Origin of the sequence: Kitasatospora sp. NPDC002227 (assembly GCF_040296285.1) — a bacterium.
Taxonomy (GTDB): Bacteria; Actinomycetota; Actinomycetes; order Streptomycetales; family Streptomycetaceae; genus Kitasatospora.
Window position 1 is genome coordinate 1 of sequence record NZ_JBEOWY010000084.1, and the last position, 17,619, is coordinate 17,619.

Annotated in this window: 13 protein-coding genes and 1 pseudogene; 6 read left to right on the forward strand and 8 right to left on the reverse strand. The window is 72.4% G+C overall.

Translation table 11 applies throughout. The annotated features are described in order from the left end of the window. Nucleotides 1-139 precede the first annotated feature (139 nt). Complete coding sequence (locus ABT095_RS37450) at nt 140-796, reverse strand: NAD(P)-dependent oxidoreductase (RefSeq protein WP_350534095.1); 657 nt, start codon at nt 794-796, stop codon at nt 140-142. Between the two features lie 190 nt (nt 797-986). Here ABT095_RS37450 and ABT095_RS37455 point away from each other — a divergent pair, with 190 nt between their 5' ends. Further along, entirely contained in the window at nt 987-1,340 is a 354-nt protein-coding gene (locus ABT095_RS37455) for a winged helix-turn-helix transcriptional regulator (protein ID WP_350534096.1), read from the forward strand. 70 nt (nt 1,341-1,410) lie between these two features. Here ABT095_RS37455 and ABT095_RS37460 read toward each other — a convergent pair whose 3' ends face one another. Further along, the gene (locus ABT095_RS37460) at nt 1,411-2,319 is read right to left on the reverse strand and encodes a LysR family transcriptional regulator (RefSeq protein ID WP_350534097.1); all 909 of its coding nucleotides are present in this window, start codon (nt 2,317-2,319) and stop codon (nt 1,411-1,413) included. Continuing rightward, nucleotides 2,316-2,576 carry a hypothetical protein gene (locus tag ABT095_RS37465; RefSeq protein ID WP_350534107.1) on the reverse strand — a complete coding sequence of 87 codons (261 nt, stop codon included), beginning with the start codon at nt 2,574-2,576 and terminating at the stop codon, nt 2,316-2,318. The genes ABT095_RS37460 and ABT095_RS37465 overlap by 4 nt, the downstream gene beginning before the upstream one ends. 396 nt (nt 2,577-2,972) lie before the next feature. Here ABT095_RS37465 and ABT095_RS37470 point away from each other — a divergent pair, with 396 nt between their 5' ends. Continuing rightward, nucleotides 2,973-6,263, forward strand: a complete 3,291-nt coding sequence (locus tag ABT095_RS37470) for a S8 family peptidase (protein WP_350534098.1) — start codon at nt 2,973-2,975, stop codon at nt 6,261-6,263. On the opposite strand, the gene ABT095_RS37475 is transcribed toward ABT095_RS37470, so the two are convergent. From ABT095_RS37475 to ABT095_RS37490, 4 genes are all read right to left on the reverse strand, one after another. Further along, nucleotides 6,204-6,632: a GtrA family protein gene (locus ABT095_RS37475; RefSeq protein WP_350534099.1), complete on the reverse strand. Its 429-nt coding sequence runs from the start codon at nt 6,630-6,632 to the stop codon at nt 6,204-6,206. The two genes, ABT095_RS37470 and ABT095_RS37475, sit on opposite strands and share 60 nt — an antisense overlap. After that, entirely contained in the window at nt 6,629-7,615 is a 987-nt protein-coding gene (locus tag ABT095_RS37480; RefSeq protein WP_350534100.1) for a glycosyltransferase family 2 protein, read from the reverse strand. Before ABT095_RS37480 ends, ABT095_RS37475 begins: the two co-directional genes overlap by 4 nt. 75 nt (nt 7,616-7,690) lie before the next feature. Further along, nucleotides 7,691-10,186 carry a YfhO family protein gene (locus ABT095_RS37485; protein ID WP_350534101.1) on the reverse strand — a complete coding sequence of 832 codons (2,496 nt, stop codon included), beginning with the start codon at nt 10,184-10,186 and terminating at the stop codon, nt 7,691-7,693. Nucleotides 10,187-10,312: 126 nt separating this feature from the next. Continuing rightward, nucleotides 10,313-12,385 carry a PIG-L family deacetylase gene (locus ABT095_RS37490; RefSeq protein WP_350534102.1) on the reverse strand — a complete coding sequence of 691 codons (2,073 nt, stop codon included), beginning with the start codon at nt 12,383-12,385 and terminating at the stop codon, nt 10,313-10,315. Nucleotides 12,386-12,528: 143 nt separating this feature from the next. On the opposite strand from ABT095_RS37490, the gene ABT095_RS37495 reads away from it, so the two are divergent. The 4 genes from ABT095_RS37495 (at nt 12,529) to cimA (ending at nt 17,459) form a co-directional block, all read left to right on the forward strand. Continuing rightward, the gene (locus tag ABT095_RS37495) at nt 12,529-13,566 is read left to right on the forward strand and encodes a 3-isopropylmalate dehydrogenase (protein WP_350534103.1); all 1,038 of its coding nucleotides are present in this window, start codon (nt 12,529-12,531) and stop codon (nt 13,564-13,566) included. Nucleotides 13,567-13,746: 180 nt separating this feature from the next. Beyond that, complete coding sequence (locus ABT095_RS37500; RefSeq protein WP_350534104.1) at nt 13,747-14,859, forward strand: branched-chain amino acid aminotransferase; 1,113 nt, start codon at nt 13,747-13,749, stop codon at nt 14,857-14,859. Nucleotides 14,860-14,951: 92 nt separating this feature from the next. Continuing rightward, a complete protein-coding gene (locus ABT095_RS37505) occupies nt 14,952-15,518 on the forward strand; it encodes a Uma2 family endonuclease (RefSeq protein ID WP_350534105.1) in 567 nt (188 codons plus the stop codon). 336 nt (nt 15,519-15,854) lie between these two features. Next, nucleotides 15,855-17,459 carry a citramalate synthase gene (gene cimA / locus ABT095_RS37510; RefSeq protein WP_350534106.1) on the forward strand — a complete coding sequence of 535 codons (1,605 nt, stop codon included), beginning with the start codon at nt 15,855-15,857 and terminating at the stop codon, nt 17,457-17,459. Nucleotides 17,460-17,520: 61 nt separating this feature from the next. Here cimA and ABT095_RS37515 read toward each other — a convergent pair. Then, nucleotides 17,521-17,619 (reverse strand): annotated as a pseudogene (locus tag ABT095_RS37515) (ATP-binding protein); the annotation flags it as partial.

The following is a 17,619-nucleotide window of genomic DNA, read 5'->3' on the forward strand; positions in this document are numbered from 1 at the left end:
TCGATGGCCGTGGCGGCGATCACCTCCGCCGCCTCCTGGGCGGGGAAGGGGCAGGAGTGCGGCCCGTAGGAGAAGCTCAGGTAGGCTCGGTTGCCGCGTCCGACGGCCCGCCCGGACGCGATGACGACCAGCACGCCGATCAGTAGCCGACGGTGAAGCGCATCTTGAGGTGCTCGGCGTTCTCGATCTCGTCGACGAACGCGACGGCGTAGTCCTCGGCGGAGATCCGGCTCCGGCCGTCCTCGCCGATGACCAGGTCGTCGAGGCCCAGGCGGTAGCTGCCGGTGCGCTCGCCGGGCTCGATCAGGGCGGCCGGGCAGAAGTGGGTCCACCGCACGTCGGTGACGGTCTCCAGGTAGGCGAGGGTGTCGCCCTGGCCGTGCATGACGGTGGTGACCAGCTCGGGCAGGCCCGGGGTGTCCCAGACCTTCTTGCCGTCGGGGGTGTTGAGCGAGCCGGCGCCGCCGACGGAGATGAAGCGCGGGGCCTGGTCGCCCAGCCGGCGCAGGCCCTCGACCAGGCTCTTGGCGGCGTCCTGGACGAACTTGGCGTGCGCGGCACCGTCGGTGTAGCCGCCGCCCACGGCGCTGGCGACGGCGTCCACACCCTTGGCGGCGGTGGCGACGCTGTTCGGGTCGAGCACGCTGCCCTCGGCGACGGTCAGGTTGTCATGCGCCGGGAGCCTGCCGGGGTCGCCGTGAACGACGGCGGTGACCTCGTGGCCGCGGGACAGGGCCTCGGCGAGGATGCGGCTGCCGAAGGTGCCGGTGGCGCCGAAGAGGGCAATCTTGGCCATGGTGGTATATCGCCAATCATCAATGAGCGGGCCCCTGTTGGGGCTCCTTTGTGGCTCTGCTCCTATTCAACTACGAACGCCAGGAGAATGATTGCACCAGAGAATAAGCACTTTAAAGTGCTATTGTTTCCTGGTGGATACTCAGGTGAACCGCCCAGCTGCTGGATCGAGTTCGCGGGCCGGAGCACCGGTGGGGGACGGTGCACCGGACTGCCGTGCCCGGGATCTGCTCGACCGGCTGGGCAGCAAATGGAGTGTGCCGATCATCCTGACCCTCGCGGCGGGCACCCAGCGGTTCAGTGAACTGCGCGACGGCATCGGCGGGATCACCCCGAAGGTGCTCACGGCCAACCTTCGCGAGTTGGAGCGCGACGGTCTGCTGGTCCGTCAGGTGTACGCGGAGGTGCCGCCGCGCACCGAATACACATTGACCCCCCTGGGGGAGACGCTGATCGGCACCTACCGGGTGCTCCAGTCCTGGACGGAGCAGCACCTGGACGAGGTGATCCGGCACCGGGAGCGCTACGACCAGGCCCGCAAGTAGCCGGTGGCACAACGCCGAAGGGGCGTGCTCGCAACCGAACGGTGCGAGCACGCCCCTTCGGCGCCGTTGTTCACCACCCGACCGCGCGGGGGGCAGGGGTCAGGCTCCGGCGGCCCTGGGCCAGCGACTGCGCCGCCGTGACGAAGGCCGCCACGGTGGGGGAGTTGCGGGCGACGGTGCGCACCCCGATCCCGAGGTGGCGGTGGATCCGGGGCGTGAACGGGATCACCCGCAGCCCCTCGGGCAGCACGGCGGGCAGCGCGAGCTCCGGCACCACCGTCACTCCGTGGCCCTCGGCCACCATCGCCAGCAGCGCGTTGACCTCCTGCACCCGGTAGCGGACCACGGGCTCCCGCCCCACGGTGCGGAAGACCGTGCGCAGGATCGGCTCGCTGTCGCCGACCGGCATGATGAAGTGCTTGTCCAGCAGCTCGTGCACCTCCAGCTCGGTGCTCCCGGCCAGCGGGTGGCCGCCGGGGAGCACCGCGAACATCTCGTCCCGCAGCAGCGGAATGGTGGTCAGGTTCTCCTTGGGCAGGGTGACGATGCCGATATCGACCGCGTAGCCGCGCAGCCAGTCGGTGATCTGCCGGTCCGTGCCCTCGCGCAGCGAGATCTCCACGTGCGGCAGCCGGGCCCGGTACTCCGTCAGCAGCCGGGGCAGCAGCCGGGCCGCGAAGCTCTGGCTGGTGCCGATCCGGATCGAGGCGCTCGCCGGGACCGGCTGGACGCTCGCGGCCTGCCGCATCTGCTCGGCGTGCAGCAGCAGCGCCCGGGCGTGGGTGAGCACCCGGCGGCCGGCCTCGGTGAGCCGCACCCCGCCGCGGTCCCGGGTCATCAGGGCCACTCCGAGGGAGGACTCGAGTCCGGCGATCGAATGGCTGACCGCGGACTGGCTGATCGCCAGGGCCTTGGCGGCGTTGGTGAAGCTGCCGGTGTCGGCGATCGCCACGAAGACGGTGCACTGGGAGATTTTCATCGCGCGAACCCTTCCGCGTCTCTGGTGGTGCCACGGGCGGGACCGGCTCCCCAGGGCGGGAGCCGGTCCGTGGGCAGAGGACGGGTGGTGCTCAGGTGGTGGGCGGGGCGGACGCGGTCGGCCCGGCGGTCGTCGAAGGCCTGCGGAGTGTTGACCTCGTGCAGCAGGTGGAGGCCGACGTGGAGCAGGCCGTCCCTGCTCCGGCCGCGCCGCACCACGTGCGCGTCCCAGGTCCTCTGTGCCAGCGTCGAGCCCATGTGGTTCAAAAGCCCCTTGGTGCCGTGGGTGGTTCGGATTTCTGCCGGGCGCGTACGGTCAATTCCATGGCGCTTTTCGGAACTTACCTTTGCCTACCCACGCGGTGAAGTTCTTTTCTCCGTCAGAGAGGGTTGACCGAGGACAATCCCGGTCGCTCACCACGGGGTCGGCCCGACCTGACTCATTCACGGCCAGGCTGTTGCCGGTCGACCGGGGAGCGTGCTGCGGGAGCTGACGCTGCGTACGTTGGGCCGAAAGACTGACTTGTCATCACTCACACGAGTGCAGAACCCACCCTGACGAGCTATTACGCTGGCGAGCCGCCCCGGCCGCTCCCTAGCGTGATGGCCCCGGGAGGGCGACGGCGCCGACCCCGGCCAGTGGGGAGGCAGGCAGTGCGCAACCGAACAGCCCGAAGGCTGACCAGGATCGGCGTCGGTCTCGCCCTGCTCGCGGGCCCCGCTCTGCCGGCCGCCACCGCGCCCGCCCAGGCGGCGGCCCAGGCCCGCGGCACCGCCCCGGAGAGCGTGCTGCTCGAGCTCGACACCGAGGCGGCCGCCCCCGCCTGGCGCCGCGCGGGCGACGGCGCCCGCCGCGCCCTGCGCTCCCCCGAGGAGGTGCGCCGCACCGCCGCCCGGGCCGGGGCCGACCAGCGGCGGCTGGCCGACCAGGCGCTGGACCGGCTCGCCGCCGCCGTCCGCCGCAGCGCCCCCGAGGCGCTCGAGCTCTACCGCACCCGCACCCTGCTCACCGGCCTCGCCGTCTCGGCCCCGGCCGGCCGGCTGCCCGGGCTGCGCACCCTGCCCGGGGTGCGGGCGGTGCACCCGATCACCCGCAAGCAGCGCGGCAACTCCTTCTCCGTGCCGCTCACCGGCGCACCCGGCGTCTGGTCCGGCGCCACCGGCCTGCCGGGCGAGACCGGTGCGGGGGTGCGGATCGGCATCATCGATTCCGGCATCGACTACACCCACGCCGACTTCGGCGGCCCCGGCACCGACCAGGCCTTCCGGTCGGTGGACGGCGCCAAGCCGGCCCCGGCCGGCCTCTTCCCCAACGCCAAGGTGATCGGCGGCAAGGACCTGGTCGGCGACGACTACAGCCCCGATCCGGCCGCCGCCCACTACCAGCCGGTGCCGCACCCGGACGCCAACCCGATCGACTGCGCGCTCAACGGCCACGGCAGCCATGTCGCGGGCACCGCCGCCGGGTACGGCGTCACCGCCGCGGGCAGGACGTACACCGGCCCGTACCACCCCGGGCTCGACCCGGCCGCCTTCAAGGTCGGCCCGGGAGCCGCGCCCGGCGCGCAGCTGTACGCGATCCGGGTCTTCGGCTGCGACGGCTCCACCGACCAGCTCGCCCAGGCCCTCGACCTGGCGGCCGACCCGGACGGGGACGGCGACCCCTCCGACCGCCTCGACGTGGTCAACCTCTCGCTCGGCAGCCGCTTCGGCTCCCCGGACGACGCCGACGCGCTGGCCGCCGACCACCTCGCCGAGCTCGGCACCGTGGTGGTCGCCGCGGCCGGCAACGAGGGCGACCTGTACGGCATCGGCGGCAGCCCCGGCACCGCCCCGCGCGCCATCGCGGTGGCCGCCTCGGTGGACTCGCACGGCGACGCCGACGGCATCCGGGTGCTGAGCCCGGCCACCCTGGCCGGGCCGGTGCCCGCGCACTGGAGCGCCAAGTACCAGGGCTGGGCCACCAAGGAGGTGAACGGCGAGCTGGTGCTTCCCGCCGACCAGTCCGACGGCTGCGCCGCCTTCTCCGCCGCCGACGCCCAGCGGCTCAAGGGCAAGGTGGCGGTGCTCGCCTGGCACACCAAGGACCCGGACCGCGCCTGCGGCTCCGCCCCCCGGGCCGACCACGCCGCCGACGCGGGCGCCGTCGGCGTGCTGTACGCGGCCGACGGCGACCACCTCGGCGAGATCGCCGGGGACGACCGCATCCCGGCCGCGATCCTGGCCGCGGCCGACGGGCAGCGCCTGGTCGACGCGGTGGCGGCGGGCCCGGTCAAGGTCCAGCTCGCCACCCCGGGCAACACGCTGCACGGCTCGGTCTCCCAGGACCAGCCCCAGCGGGTGGACACCCTGACCGGCTTCACCTCGCGCGGCATCGGTGTGCCCGGCATCGTCAAGCCGGATCTGGCCGCCCCCGGCGAGACCATCTGGTCGGCCAAGGCGGGCAGCGGCTCCGGCGGGATGCGCGAGGACGGCACCTCGATGGCCGCCCCGCACGTCACGGGCCTGGTCGCACTCGTCCGGGCCGCGCACCCCGAGTGGAGCCCCGCCGAGGTCAAGGCGGCCCTGATGGACACGGCGGCCGACACCTGGCTCGGCGACGGGCGCACCGGCCCGGTCTACGGGCCCGAGCGGGCCGGGGCGGGCCGGGCCCAGGTCGACCAGGCGGTGCGCACCCCGGTGCTCGCCTACGCGGCGGGCGAGGGCGCGGTGGAGGGGGCGGTCGGCGTCTCCTTCGGGCCGGTGCCGGTCACCGGCCCGACCGAGCTGACCAGGCAGGTCGAGCTGCACAACCGGGCCGACCAGCCGCTCGAGTACGCCACCGGCTACCAGCCCTCGACCGAGGTGCCCGGCGCCTCCTTCGAGCTGACCCCGGCCAGGGTCACCGTGCCGCCCGGCGGCACCGCGCGGGTCACCGTCACCCTGCGGGTGCCCGGCCCCCTCGACCGCGCGCCGGATCCGACGATCGACCTCACCCAGGGCGGCCGGGCCCGCAGCTTCCGGTCCGAGCTCTCCGGCCGGCTGGTGCTCACCCCGGCCGACGGCGACCTGCCGGCCCTGCGGGTGCCGCTGTTCGCCGCCCCGCGCGCGGCCTCCCGGCTCTCGGCGGGCCCGCAGGTGCGGGCCACCCCGGGCAGCTCCCTGCTCGGCCTCGCCGGCTCCGCCGCCCCGGGCCCCCAGGGCGGGCTGGTCAGCGCCTTCGCCCTCGGCGGCACGGAGGGCCCCCGCTGGCCGGACTGCCCGCCGGGTGCCCGCGGGGACAGCCTGAAGGAGGAGAGCCTGTGCGTCTCCCGCGCGGGGGACCGCGAGGCTGACCTGCGCTGGGCGGGCGCGGCGAGCGACGCCCCCACCACCGACCCGGCCGACGCCACCCTCTACCTGGCCGCCGCCTTCTGGGCACCCGGCGCCACCCCGGTGGGCAACTTCGCGCTGAACGCCTCGATCGACACCGACGGGGACGGCGTGACCGACGTGATCGTCACCACCGACCGGCTGACCAACAGCGACGTCCTGGTGGCCCGCGCCCGGGACGCCCGCACCGGGGAACTGCTCGGTGTCGAACCGCTCAACGCCCGCTGGGGCGACACCGACACCGACCTGCTCGACAGCGACGCCCGGGTGCTCCCGGTCAAGCTCTCCGTCCTCAACGGCGCCGGCCTGGTCCACTACGCGCTCTGGACCAGCTACGCCGAGCCCGGACTGCCGGACGTGAAGGACGCACTGGCCGGCATCGGCCTGGACGGTGAGCGCCCGACCATCGCCTTCGACACCGCGCACCCGCCGCTGGACGTCCGGACGGCTTCCGGTGAGGCCGCCCTGCTGGCCCCGGCCGGGCCGGGCACCCTGTTGCGGGTCGGCCGCCCCGGGGGCGATCGGGTCAGGCTGCTACTGCTGCACCATCTCAACCTGGACGGCGCCCGCGCCGAGGTCGTCGACCTTCGGTGAACGGTCGGTCAGCACCAGCTTGGAGAGCACGAAGGTGACCGGGATGGCGACCACCGATACCAGCAGCAGTGCCAGGATGTGGTTGAAGTGCCACCACTGGACCAGCGCGACCATGCCGCCGCTCTGCACCAGGTAGTTGGTGATGTTCGGTATCGGGAAGAGTGCGAACTTCTTCCAGGTCGGCGGCGTGCGGTAGGTGAAGCGGCAGTTCAGGAAGAACGAGCCGACCATGGCCAGCAGGAAGGAGAGCGTGAAGGCCGCGAAGTACGGCATCAGGTGGTCGAAGATCGCGAACAGCACGAAGGAGTTCGCGGTGTTCACCAACCCGACCAGCCCGAACCTGACGAGCTGCCAGAACTGCGGCCTCACCGTGTCTCCTCACCACTGCCGTGAAGGCCGCCTCGATAGCCTTCCGAGCGGAAGGTAGCACGCGGCGTGTTGGTCTCCTTCACCAGGAAGTGCGGCCGCCGCTTCGTCTCGTAGTAGATCCGGCCGATGTACTCGCCGATCAGGCCGAGCATCACCATCTGCAGCCCGCCGAGCCCCACGATCGCGACGATCAGCGTGACGTACCCGGGGGAGTCGATCCCGTCCACCAGGGCCACCCCGGTGATCCAGGCCGCGTACAGCGCGGCCACCCCGACCAGGGCCAGGCCCAGGTAGATGGCGATCCGCAGCGGGCGGTTGTTGAAGGAGATCAGCCCGTCCATGCCGTAGTTCAGCAGCGCACCGAAGCGCCACTTGGTCTCCCCCGCCTCCCGGGCGGCGTTCTGGTAGTCGAAGGTGACGGTGTCGAAGCCGATCCAGGAGAACAGGCCCTTGGAGAAGCGGTTGTACTCCGGCAGCGAGAGGAGCGCGTCCACGGCCCGCCGCGACAGCAGCCGGAAGTCGCCGACGCCGTCCTTGAGCTCGACGTCCACCCACTTGTTGACCAGCCGGTAGTACAGCCGGCTGACCGCGCTGCGGACGGGCTTGTCGCCCTCCCGGCTGCGCCGGGCGATCACCTGGTCATGGCCGCGGTCGTAGAGCTCGAGCATCCGCTCGATCAGCTCCGGCGGGTGCTGCAGGTCGGCGTCCATCAGCACCACGGCGTCCCCGGTGGCCTCGCGCAGGCCGGCCAGCATGCCCGCCTCCTTGCCGAAGTTACGGCTGAAGGAGACGTACCGGGTGGTGCCCGGGTGCTTGGCGGCCAGTGCGCGCAGCGCGTCCAGGGTGCCGTCGGAGCTGCCGTCGTCCACGTAGCAGAGCTCGTAGTCGAGGGGCAGGGCGTCCAGGTTCTCCCGGATCTCCGCATCGAAGAGCTCGATCACGGCCTCTTCGTTGAAACAGGGCACGACGATGGACAGGAGCACCAGTTCACCTCCGGTCGGGGGGACGCAGAGGGCTGCCGGTCGCTCTACCACGTATCACCAGATATCCCGTAGATCCTACCGGTCTGCCCCTGCCTGACCCCGGGAACGGCGCAGCCGAGTGACCAGCGCGACACCCGCGACCACCGCCAGCGCACCGCCCGAGACGGCCAGCCCGGGGTTCAGCCCGGGTGTGCGGAAGGTACAGGAGAAGCGCCCGGCGCCCTGGCCCAGCGGTACCCCGATCAGGCCCTGCACCGACTGCGGCGCGGCCCAGGAGCCGCCGTCCACCGAGCAGACCCAGCCCTGGGTGGCGGGCACCGAGACCAGCGCGGTGCCGCTCGCCCCGGCGGGCAGCACGGCGTCCAGACCGTGCCCGGAGCTGCGAACCTGGCTCACGCCCTTGAGCTGCGCGAGCGCCTTCGGCAGCGCGCCCGGCAGCAGGCAGCCGACCGGCTGTGCGGGCACCTGGGAGCCCTTGTCGGTCTGCAGCGCCACCTTGATCTGCCCGTCGGCCGGCACGGTTCCCAGCTCGCGGATCGGCATCGCCGTCATCGGCTGGCGGCCGTAGCTGGCGTACTTGGCGCCCAGGCCCAGCACGTTCCCGTTGAACCACGGGCCGTACAGGTAGGCGGTCGAGCCGGGGGTGCAGCTGCCGGTGAAGGTGGTCCACACGCCGCCGCGGGGGGTGGGCGGGACGGACCAGCCGCTGGTGCCGTGCAGGGTGGGCGCCGGCCCGGCCACCGGGGTCAGCTTCGGCACCTCGTAGACCGTGCTGCCGAGCAGCGACTGCTGCCGGGCCCAGACCGAGGAGGTGTCCGGCTTGGCGTTCGGCCGCAGGGTGACCAGCGGCGCGGCCTCGGCCCGCTTGGGGGTGAAGCCGGCCGGGGCCGAGCTGCTGTCCAGGTAGGTGGTCACCCCGAACAGCGCCTTGCCGACCGGATCGCCCGGGCTGAGCGTGTGCCGGCCCTCGATGAACCAGCCCGCGCCCAGGTCGTGCAGCAGCTGGGCGGTCACGGCGGGCAGGTAGGAGCTGTAGTACGAGCCGCCCTCACCGCCGAGCAGCAGCGGGTCGTTGGAGGCGAACTCGTGCGGACCGGGGTCGGTCCGCACGTGCGGCCAGTCCTCGGCGCCCCGGATCACCCGGTACGCCTCCGTCGAGCTCGCGCTGATCGTCTCGCGCGGCTTGAAGAAGTCCAGCCTGTCCCGCAGCACGGTCGCCCAGTACGCGGCGTACGTCGACCCGGCCAGCACCCCGAGGGTCAGCACCACCGCGACGCCCTGCCGAAGGCGCCGGTCGTCCTTCTGCAGCGCCCAGAGCGCCCCGACCACCAGGGCGCCCCCGGCGAGCACCAGCAGGTACGTCGAGGGGCGCACCGAGCTGTGGTGCCCGCGGCCGAGCACCAGCACCAGGGCGGTCAGCCCGGCGCCGCCGAGCAGTGCCGGGGTGTCGGGCCGCCGGGCCAGCGAGACCCAGGCGGCCATGGTGAGCAGCCCGCTCAGCACGAACGCCGCGCGGTAGGGGCTGCCGTTCGGGATGGCCAGGCCGTGCCAGAGCAGGATCGTCGGGGTCCACACGAAGCTCAGGCCGACCAGCACCAGCAGGGTGTACCAGCCGACCCGCTCCCACACCCGCACCCGGCGGTTGAACGGCAGCGAGGCGACCAGCACCAGGCCCAGCACCCCGATGAAGATGTTCGGCACCGAGTGGTCCGAGCGCCCGCCGGGCAGCAGCTGCGCCAGGTAGTCGGTCAGCCCGGGCGCCCCTTCGTACCGCGCCACCGGCGCCGGCTGGGAGGCCCGGCTCGCCTTCAGACTGACCAGGATCACCGGTGCGGTGACCAGCACCCCGACCACCACCATGGACGCGGCCCGCCCCAGCACCCGCAGCGCCGCGCGCCACCCGGTCCAGGTCAGGGCCACCCGCAGCAGCAGCACCAGCCCGGCCCCGATGGTGGCCATCGCCCCGGTGTAGAAGTTCCCCGCCCAGGCCACCGCCACCACCAGCGTGCCCAGCACCCACCGCTTCTCCCGCAGGCACCAGTCACAGGCCAGCGACACCAGCGGCAGCGAGACCAGCCCCCACATCCACATCGGATCCGGCGACCCGTCGTTCAGCACCCAGGCGCACAGCCCGTACCCGGCCCCCAGCAACCCCCGCAGCCAGGCCGCCCCCGGGTGCAGCCGCTGGAGGAACACCGTCATCACGGCCGCCCCGAGCCCGATGCTCAGCAGCGTCACCAGGAACACCGGGAAGTTCACCGCCTCCCGCGGGAACAGCCCCACCAGCCAGGAGAACGGGTTCATCAGATAGGCCATGAAGTCCGCCAGGAACGGCGCCCCGTACCCGCTGTTCCAGTTGAACAGCAGGTCACCGGTGGTGTTGCCGTGCATCAGGTCCCACAGATGCGCGTGGTACGGCACGAACTGGTTCCCCAGGTCGTTGACCGCCCGCGACCGCCCCCCGAACGGATACGTCCCGTGGATCGCCAGCGCGAGACAGTACGCGCCCATGGACAACCCCGCCGCGAGCGAGGGCCCGCCGAGGCGGCGGCGAAGGTCGGCGAAGGTCACAGGACTCCAATCAGAAATGCACTCACGGCGCGTTGCACTATCCAGGGGCGCGGGGCTCTGCTTATTAACTGCGTGCGCGACTCGGAAGGCACCACGCCGCACGCCCGCGCAAACGACCCGCTTGCACTACCCCGCCGGCTCCCAGCCCCCGAAAGCCCCGCCGACCGCGCCCTGCCGCGCCGAGTACAGCCTCCCGTCACACCCGAGCGCCACCGCGACAGCGACCCCCTTCGCGTCGGCCCCGACCGAAGGCGTCCCCGCCAGCAGCGGCCCCCCGTGCGCCCACTTCCCCGAGGAGGTGAGCAGCCCCACGTGCCCCTGCCGGTCCCGCACCGCGACGGCCCCGTCCACCGCGGACACCCGCCCGAACCCGCCGGGCGGAGCGCTCTCGGCGGCGACCTTCCACCCCGAGCCTGACGCTCGCCGGGCCGTGAGCACCTTCGCCGACTTGGGCTCCCGGAAGTCCACCCGCAGTCCGCCGTCGGCCGAGACCGAAGCGCTGACCGGCCCCCCGGGCGTCGGCAGCCCCGTCGGCCCGGCCGGCCGGAGTGCCCCGCCCGGCTGGTCGGAAGCCCAGTGCACCACCGTCTTCCCTGGCGCGAACACATGCGTGCGCCCGGCGGAGTCCACCACCGCGCCCAGGCCCTCGTGCACCGCGGGCCCGGCCTCCGGCGGGAGGGTGAGCAGCTGCCAGTCGTCGTCCAGCGTCCGCACCGCGACCGTCCCGGCCCAGCTCCGCGCGAACACCTGCACCGTGCCGTCGGCCAGTGCCACGGCCACCGGGTACCCGGCCTCCATCGACTTCACCGGGTCGTCGCCGTCCGGGGCGCCGAGCCCGATCCACTCCCCGAAGCCGTCGCCCTGCTGCTCGCAGGTGACGATCTCCCGCCGGTGCTTGGCGGTCTCGTACTCCAGCGTCGTCCGCACGCCGAACAGGCGCAGCTGCCCGCTCGCCTGCCGGACGACCTGCAGCTGGCCCTCCAGGCCGTCCCCCTCGATCTGCCGGGGGCCGCTCCAGCGGCCGTCGGCGCCGCTGCGCCACCAGTGGGCCGAGCCGCCGAGCAGGGCGAAGGCGGCGAAGCCGTTGCCGGTGGCCACCAGCCACTCCCCGCTGCCGGGGGCGCGGTAGCGGGTGCTCTGCGCCCAGCCGTTGCGCAGCGCGCCGCCGCCCACCTTGCGGTCGCCGCAGCCGGCCGGGTCGCCGCAGTCGCGGTCGTCGGTCCAGCCGTAGACGTCGAGCAGCTTGGCCTTGCGGTCCACGGCAGGCGCGTCGAGGTTGTGCGGCAGCCCGGCGTTCACATAGCCGAGGTAGCTCTCCACGCTGGCGGTCCGGCCCCGGCCGGAGGCGAAGTGCCGGGCCAGCGCGGCCTGCGCGAAGTACGCGGAGTAGGTGTGGTCCTGGTGGTCCAGGTACAGCGGCCCGCCGGGTGCACCGGGCTTGCCGTCGGGCTTCTGCGGCGAGTGGTCCGGGTTCGGGTCCAGGGTCCGCACCACGGTGGGGCGGTAGTGGTCGAGGATCGCGGTCAGGGTGGCCGTCACCTGCTCGCGGGTGTACGTCACGCCCGGCGCCAGCCTGCTGCGGGCCGGCGGCAGGGTCGGCAGCCGGTCGGACTGGCCGAGCCAGAGCCCGCGCAGGCTCTCCGGCCGGAACAGGCTGACGGCCCGGGCCTCGACCAGCGCGGGGAAGATCAGCTGGATCTGCGGGGCGGCCCGCAGGGTGTGCCGCTCGACCTGGAGGCCGGGCAGGTAGGAGACCAGCTCGACGTCCCAGGGGCTGTTCTCGTCGCCGGTGGCCATCACGGCGTAGGAGGCGGCCAGGCCGTTGATCCGGGCCCGGGTGTAGGCGGGCCGGTCGGCGGGCACCTGCTGCCGCTCGGCGTGCAGGACGTTGCGCCCGTCGGACTCGCCGTCGGTGAGGCAGACCGTCACGCACGTGGCCCCGGACGCGACCGCCTGGTCGAGGTCCGGGTTCATGAAGTACAGGTTGTCGTCCGGATGCGCGATCACGTGCACGAACGCCAGGTTGGCGGTGCCCCCCGCGATGCCGATGCCGACGACCGGCTCGTCCCCCTGCCCCTGGCCCGGGGCGTGCTGCGACCCCGGCCGGGTGAACTCCCAGATGCCGTACCCGGCGGCCGGGGCCGCCAGCAGGCCGCCGGTCACCCAGAGCGCCCGGCGCCTGGTGATCGGGTTGCCCATTCCTTGATCCCCCGTGAAGAAAACATGAATACCGACGGATATTACCGAATGGTCCTTCTCGGCTCGAACGCTCGTCGCCGCCGTGAGTCCGAATGGCGGACACCGGATGTCAGCCAATGGGATGCGGGAGTACCGTCTCGGACATGTCTCGCAGCCTTCGTCTCGCAGTGATCCCCGGTGACGGCATCGGCCAGGAAGTCGTGGCCGAGGGCCTCAAGGTGCTCGCCGCCGCCCTCCCCGCCGACGTCAAGGTGGAGACCACCGAGTACGACCTCGGTGCCCGCCGCTACAACCGCACCGGGGAGACCCTCCCCGACTCGGTGCTGGCGGAGCTCAAGTCCCACGACGCCATCCTGCTGGGCGCCATCGGCGACCCGAGCGTGCCGTCCGGCGTGCTGGAGCGCGGCCTGCTGCTCAAGCTGAGGTTCGCGTTCGACCACTACCTCAACCTGCGCCCGGGCAAGCTCTTCCCCGGGGTCCAGGGGCCGCTGGCCGGTGCCCCGGCGATCGACTTCGTGGTGGTCCGCGAGGGCACCGAGGGTCCCTACGTCGGCAACGGCGGCACCCTGCGCGCCGGCACCCCCGCCGAGGTGGCCACCGAGGTGAGCCTCAACACCGCGTACGGCATCGAGCGGGTGGTCCGCGACGCGTACCGCCGCGCCGCCGCCCGGCCGCGCAAGAAGCTGACCCTGGTCCACAAGAACAACGTGCTGGTGCACGCCGGCCACCTCTGGGCCCGGATCTTCGCCGAGGTCGGCGCCGAGTACCCCGAGGTCACCACCGACTACCTGCACGTGGACGCGGCGACCATCTTCTTCGTCACCGACCCGGGCCGCTTCGACGTGATCGTCACCGACAACCTGTTCGGCGACATCCTGACCGACCTGGCCGCGGCCGTCACCGGCGGCATCGGCCTCGCGGCGAGCGGCAACATCAACCCGAGCGGCGAGTTCCCCTCGATGTTCGAGCCCGTGCACGGCTCGGCCCCGGACATCGCGGGCCAGGGCAAGGCGGACCCGACGGCCACCGTGCTCTCGGTCGCCATGCTGCTCGAGCACCTCGGCTTCGCGGCCGAGGCCGCCAGGGTCGAGGCGGCCGTCGCGGCCGACCTCGCCGCCCGCACCGGCACCCGCTCCACCACCGAGGTCGGCGACGCGCTCGCCGCTCTCGTAGCCGGGTAGCGGCCGGCTCCAGATCCACGGGGACCCGGCCGAGCGGCCGGAAGACCTCGTCACAACAGCCTTCCGGCTGTTCGGCACGGCCCATGAGATGCGACTATCGACAGTGGGCCGTGCCTTTCGTGTGTCCTTTCACCGACCGGCGGCGGCCCCGACCAACCCCACGGTGAAGGACAGACAGTCATGAGTACGCCCACCCAGGCGCCCATCACGTTCGACCTCAAGCCCTCCGCGCACCCGCTCTCGGACGCGGAGCGCCAGGCCCGGCTGACGAACCCCGGCTTCGGCCGCGTCTTCACCGACCACATGGTCACCATCCGCTGGACGGAGGGCCGCGGCTGGCACGACGCCCAGCTGGTGCCGTACGCCCCGCTGGAGATCGACCCGGCGAACATGACGCTGCACTACGGCCAGGCGATCTTCGAGGGCCTCAAGGCCTACCGCCAGCCCGACGGCTCGGTCGCCACCTTCCGCCCGACGGCCAACGCCGAGCGGCTGCGCGCCTCGGCCCGCCGCCTGGCGATGCCGGAGCTGCCGGTGGAGACCTTCGTCGAGGCCGTCGAGCTGCTGGTCCAGCAGGACGAGGCCTGGGTGCCGAACGAGCCCGAGCAGAGCCTCTACCTGCGGCCGTTCATGTTCGCCACCGAGGTCGGCCTGGGCGTGCGCCCGGCCAACGAGTACCTCTTCATGATCATCGCCTCGCCGGCCGGCGCCTACTTCTCCGGCGGCGTCAAGCCGGTCTCGGTCTGGCTCTCCGAGGACTACGTCCGGGCCGCCCCCGGCGGCACCGGCGCCGCCAAGTGCGCGGGCAACTACGCCGCCTCGCTGGTCGCCCAGGCCGAGGCCGCCGCCAAGGGCTGCGACCAGGTCGTCTGGCTCGACGCCGCCGAGCACCGGTGGATCGAGGAGATGGGCGGCATGAACCTGTACTTCGTCTTCGGCGAGGGCGAGGACGCCAAGGTCGTCACCCCCGAGCTGTCCGGCGCCCTGCTGCCGGGCATCACCCGGGACTCCCTCCTCACGGTGGCCGCCGACCTCGGCTACGCCGTCGAGGAGCGGAAGATCTCCACCGAGGAGTGGCGCGAGGGCAACGCCACGGGCACCCTCACCGAGGTCTTCGCCTGCGGCACCGCCGCCGCCATCACCCCGGTCGGCTCGGTCAAGTCCAAGGGCGGCGACTGGCTGGTCGGCGACGGCACCCCGGGCCCCGTCACCATGGAGCTCCGCCGGCGCCTGCTCTCCCTCCAGGCCGGCCAGTCCCCGGACACCCACCACTGGCTCCACAAGATCGTCTGACGTACCCCGGCCGGGCGCTTCTTGCGGGGCGCCCGGCTGAGTAACCTCGGAGTACTCGACTCGTTGAGCGGCGAGGATCGGAGGGAGGGACCATGAGCGCTGCGACGCACGACTACACGGAACCCCGGCAGGAGTCGGACGACGACCTTCTCGAAGCCTTCCTGGCCCTTGACACCCCTGAGGGGTTCAAGGCGGAGCTCATCGAGGGAGAGATTGTCGTGACTCCACCACCGGACGGCGACCACGAGACCGCGATCGGTTGGATCATCAAGAGGATCATGCGGTTGTGCGGCGACGACATCCACGTGGCCGGCACCAAGGGCCTCGTACTGGCGTCCGACCGCTACATCCCGGACCTGACCTTCTACTGGGAGGGTGCATTCGAAGGTCAGCCCTCCTGGATGGTCCCGAACGGCGTCGTGATGGTCGTCGAGGTCACCTCCGGCCGTGCGAACAAGGATCGTGAGGCCAAGCGCAGGGGCTACGCCTCGGCCGAGGTCCCGCTCTACCTTCTGGTGGACCGTCAGCGCAACGAGGTCGTCCTTCACAGCGAACCCCAACAGGGCGACTACCTCGCCACCGTCCGCGTCCCCGTCGGCAAGCCCCTCCCACTCCCGGCTCCGTTCGGGTTCGAGCTGTCCACCGACCGGCTGACCTGAGGCGTTTCGCATCGCGAGACACGCCGACCGGATGCCGGAGGATGTGCCAGACTCCGAGTGTGTCCTCGCTTTCGCTGATTATTAGCAGCAGGCGCGCCGGTCCGCAGTGACCGCTCCGCAGAAGACCCATCTGTCAGGAGCGTTCACCAGCGTCCAGACCCGCGCGCAGACCTCTCGCACCCGCGAGGGGTCTTTTTGTTTCCCCCGGACCGGCCAGGGCCCCCCACGAAGGGGCCCGGGGACACCGGGCGGCGCGCGGGACGCTGGACAGTGGAGCCGGAGGCAAGTCCGCCCGGCAACAGCAGCAGTACCTCCCCGAAACGGAGAACCCAGGTCATGACCGAGGTCAGCCGACCCAACGACAGCTTCCACGTCTTCGACACCACGCTGCGCGACGGCGCCCAGCGCGAGGGCATCAACCTCACCGTCGCCGACAAGCTGACCATCGCCCGCCACCTGGACGACTTCGGGGTCGGCTTCATCGAGGGCGGCTGGCCCGGCGCCAACCCCCGGGACACCGAGTTCTTCGCCCGCGCCGCCGCCGAGCTCGAGCTGCGCCACGCCCAGCTGGTCGCCTTCGGCGCCACCCGCCGCGCGGGCGGCAAGGCCGCCGACGACCCCCAGCTGGCCGCCCTGGTCAACTCGGGGGCGCCGGTGATCACCCTGGTCGCCAAGTCGCACGACCGCCACGTCGAGCTGGCTCTGCGCACCACCCTCGACGAGAACCTGGAGATGGTCCGGGACAGCGTCACCCACCTGCGCGCCCAGGGCCGCCGGGTCTTCATCGACTGCGAGCACTTCTTCGACGGGTACAAGGCCAACCGCGAGTACGCGCTGAGCGTCGTCCGCACCGCCCACGAAGCCGGCGCCGACGTGGTGGTGCTCTGCGACACCAACGGCGGCATGCTCCCCGCCGAGGTCCGCGAGATCGTCGCGGACGTCATCGAGCGGACCGGCGCCCGGCTCGGCATCCACGCCCAGGACGACACCGGCTGCGCGGTGGCCAACTCGCTGGCCGCCGTGGACGCCGGCGCCACCCACGTGCAGTGCACCGCCAACGGCTACGGCGAGCGGGTCGGCAACGCCAACCTCTTCCCCGTGGTCGGCGCGCTGGAGCTCAAGTACGGCAAGCGGGTGCTCCCCGAGGGGCACCTGGCCGAGATGACCAGGATCTCGCACGCGATCGCCGAGGTGGTCAACCTCAGCCCCTCCACCCACCAGCCGTACGTCGGCTTCTCGGCCTTCGCCCACAAGGCCGGCCTGCACGCCTCCGCGATCAAGGTCGACCCGGACCTGTACCAGCACATCGACCCCGAGCTGGTCGGCAACACCATGCGGATGCTGGTCTCGGACATGGCCGGCCGGGCCTCGATCGAGCTCAAGGGCAAGGAGCTCGGCTACGACCTCTCCGCCGACCGCGACCTGCTCGGCCGGGTGGTCGCCAAGGTCAAGGAGCAGGAGAACCTCGGCTACACCTACGAAGCCGCCGACGCCTCCTTCGAGCTGCTGCTCCGCGACGAGGTGCGCGGCAGCCGGGACAGGTTCTTCACGCTGGAGTCCTGGCGGACCATCAGCGAGCAGGGCCCGAGCGGCCTGGCGGGCAACGAGGCGACGGTCAAGGTCTGGGCCCAGGGCGAGCGGCGGATCGCGGTCGGCGAGGGCAACGGCCCGGTCGACGCGCTGGACCGCGCGCTGCGCACGGCCCTCGAGCACATCTACCCGCAGCTGGCCGGCCTCGAGCTGGTCGACTACAAGGTCCGCATCCTGGAGGGCCAGCACGGCACCGGCTCCAAGACCCGGGTCCTGGTCGAGAGCACCGACGGCACCAGCACCTGGTCCACCGTGGGCGTCGCGGACAACGTCATCGCGGCCTCCTGGGTGGCCCTGGACGACGCCTACACCTACGGCCTGCTCCGGGCCGGCCTCGACCCTATGGCCTGACCCTGCCAAGGCCGAAAGGGGCGTGCGGCCGTTGGCTGCACGCCCCTTTCGGTGCCCTGAACTACCGCAGTCGGGCGAGGAGTGCGTGTTCGACGAGGGTGATGAGGGCGCTCTTGGCGCTGTCGCGTCGGCGGGCGTCGAGGGTGATGACGGGGGTGTC

Coding starts and splice junctions, on each gene's coding strand:
- ABT095_RS37450 (WP_350534095.1), bottom strand. CDS start 796: ATGGCCAAGATTGCCCTCTTCGGCGCCACCGGCACCTTCGGCAGCCGC.
- ABT095_RS37460 (WP_350534097.1), bottom strand. CDS start 2,319: ATGAAAATCTCCCAGTGCACCGTCTTCGTGGCGATCGCCGACACCGGC.
- ABT095_RS37465 (WP_350534107.1), bottom strand. CDS start 2,576: ATGGGCTCGACGCTGGCACAGAGGACCTGGGACGCGCACGTGGTGCGG.
- ABT095_RS37490 (WP_350534102.1), bottom strand. CDS start 12,385: ATGGGCAACCCGATCACCAGGCGCCGGGCGCTCTGGGTGACCGGCGGC.
- ABT095_RS37495 (WP_350534103.1), top strand. CDS start 12,529: ATGTCTCGCAGCCTTCGTCTCGCAGTGATCCCCGGTGACGGCATCGGC.
- ABT095_RS37500 (WP_350534104.1), top strand. CDS start 13,747: ATGAGTACGCCCACCCAGGCGCCCATCACGTTCGACCTCAAGCCCTCC.
- ABT095_RS37505 (WP_350534105.1), top strand. CDS start 14,952: ATGAGCGCTGCGACGCACGACTACACGGAACCCCGGCAGGAGTCGGAC.
- cimA (WP_350534106.1), top strand. CDS start 15,855: ATGACCGAGGTCAGCCGACCCAACGACAGCTTCCACGTCTTCGACACC.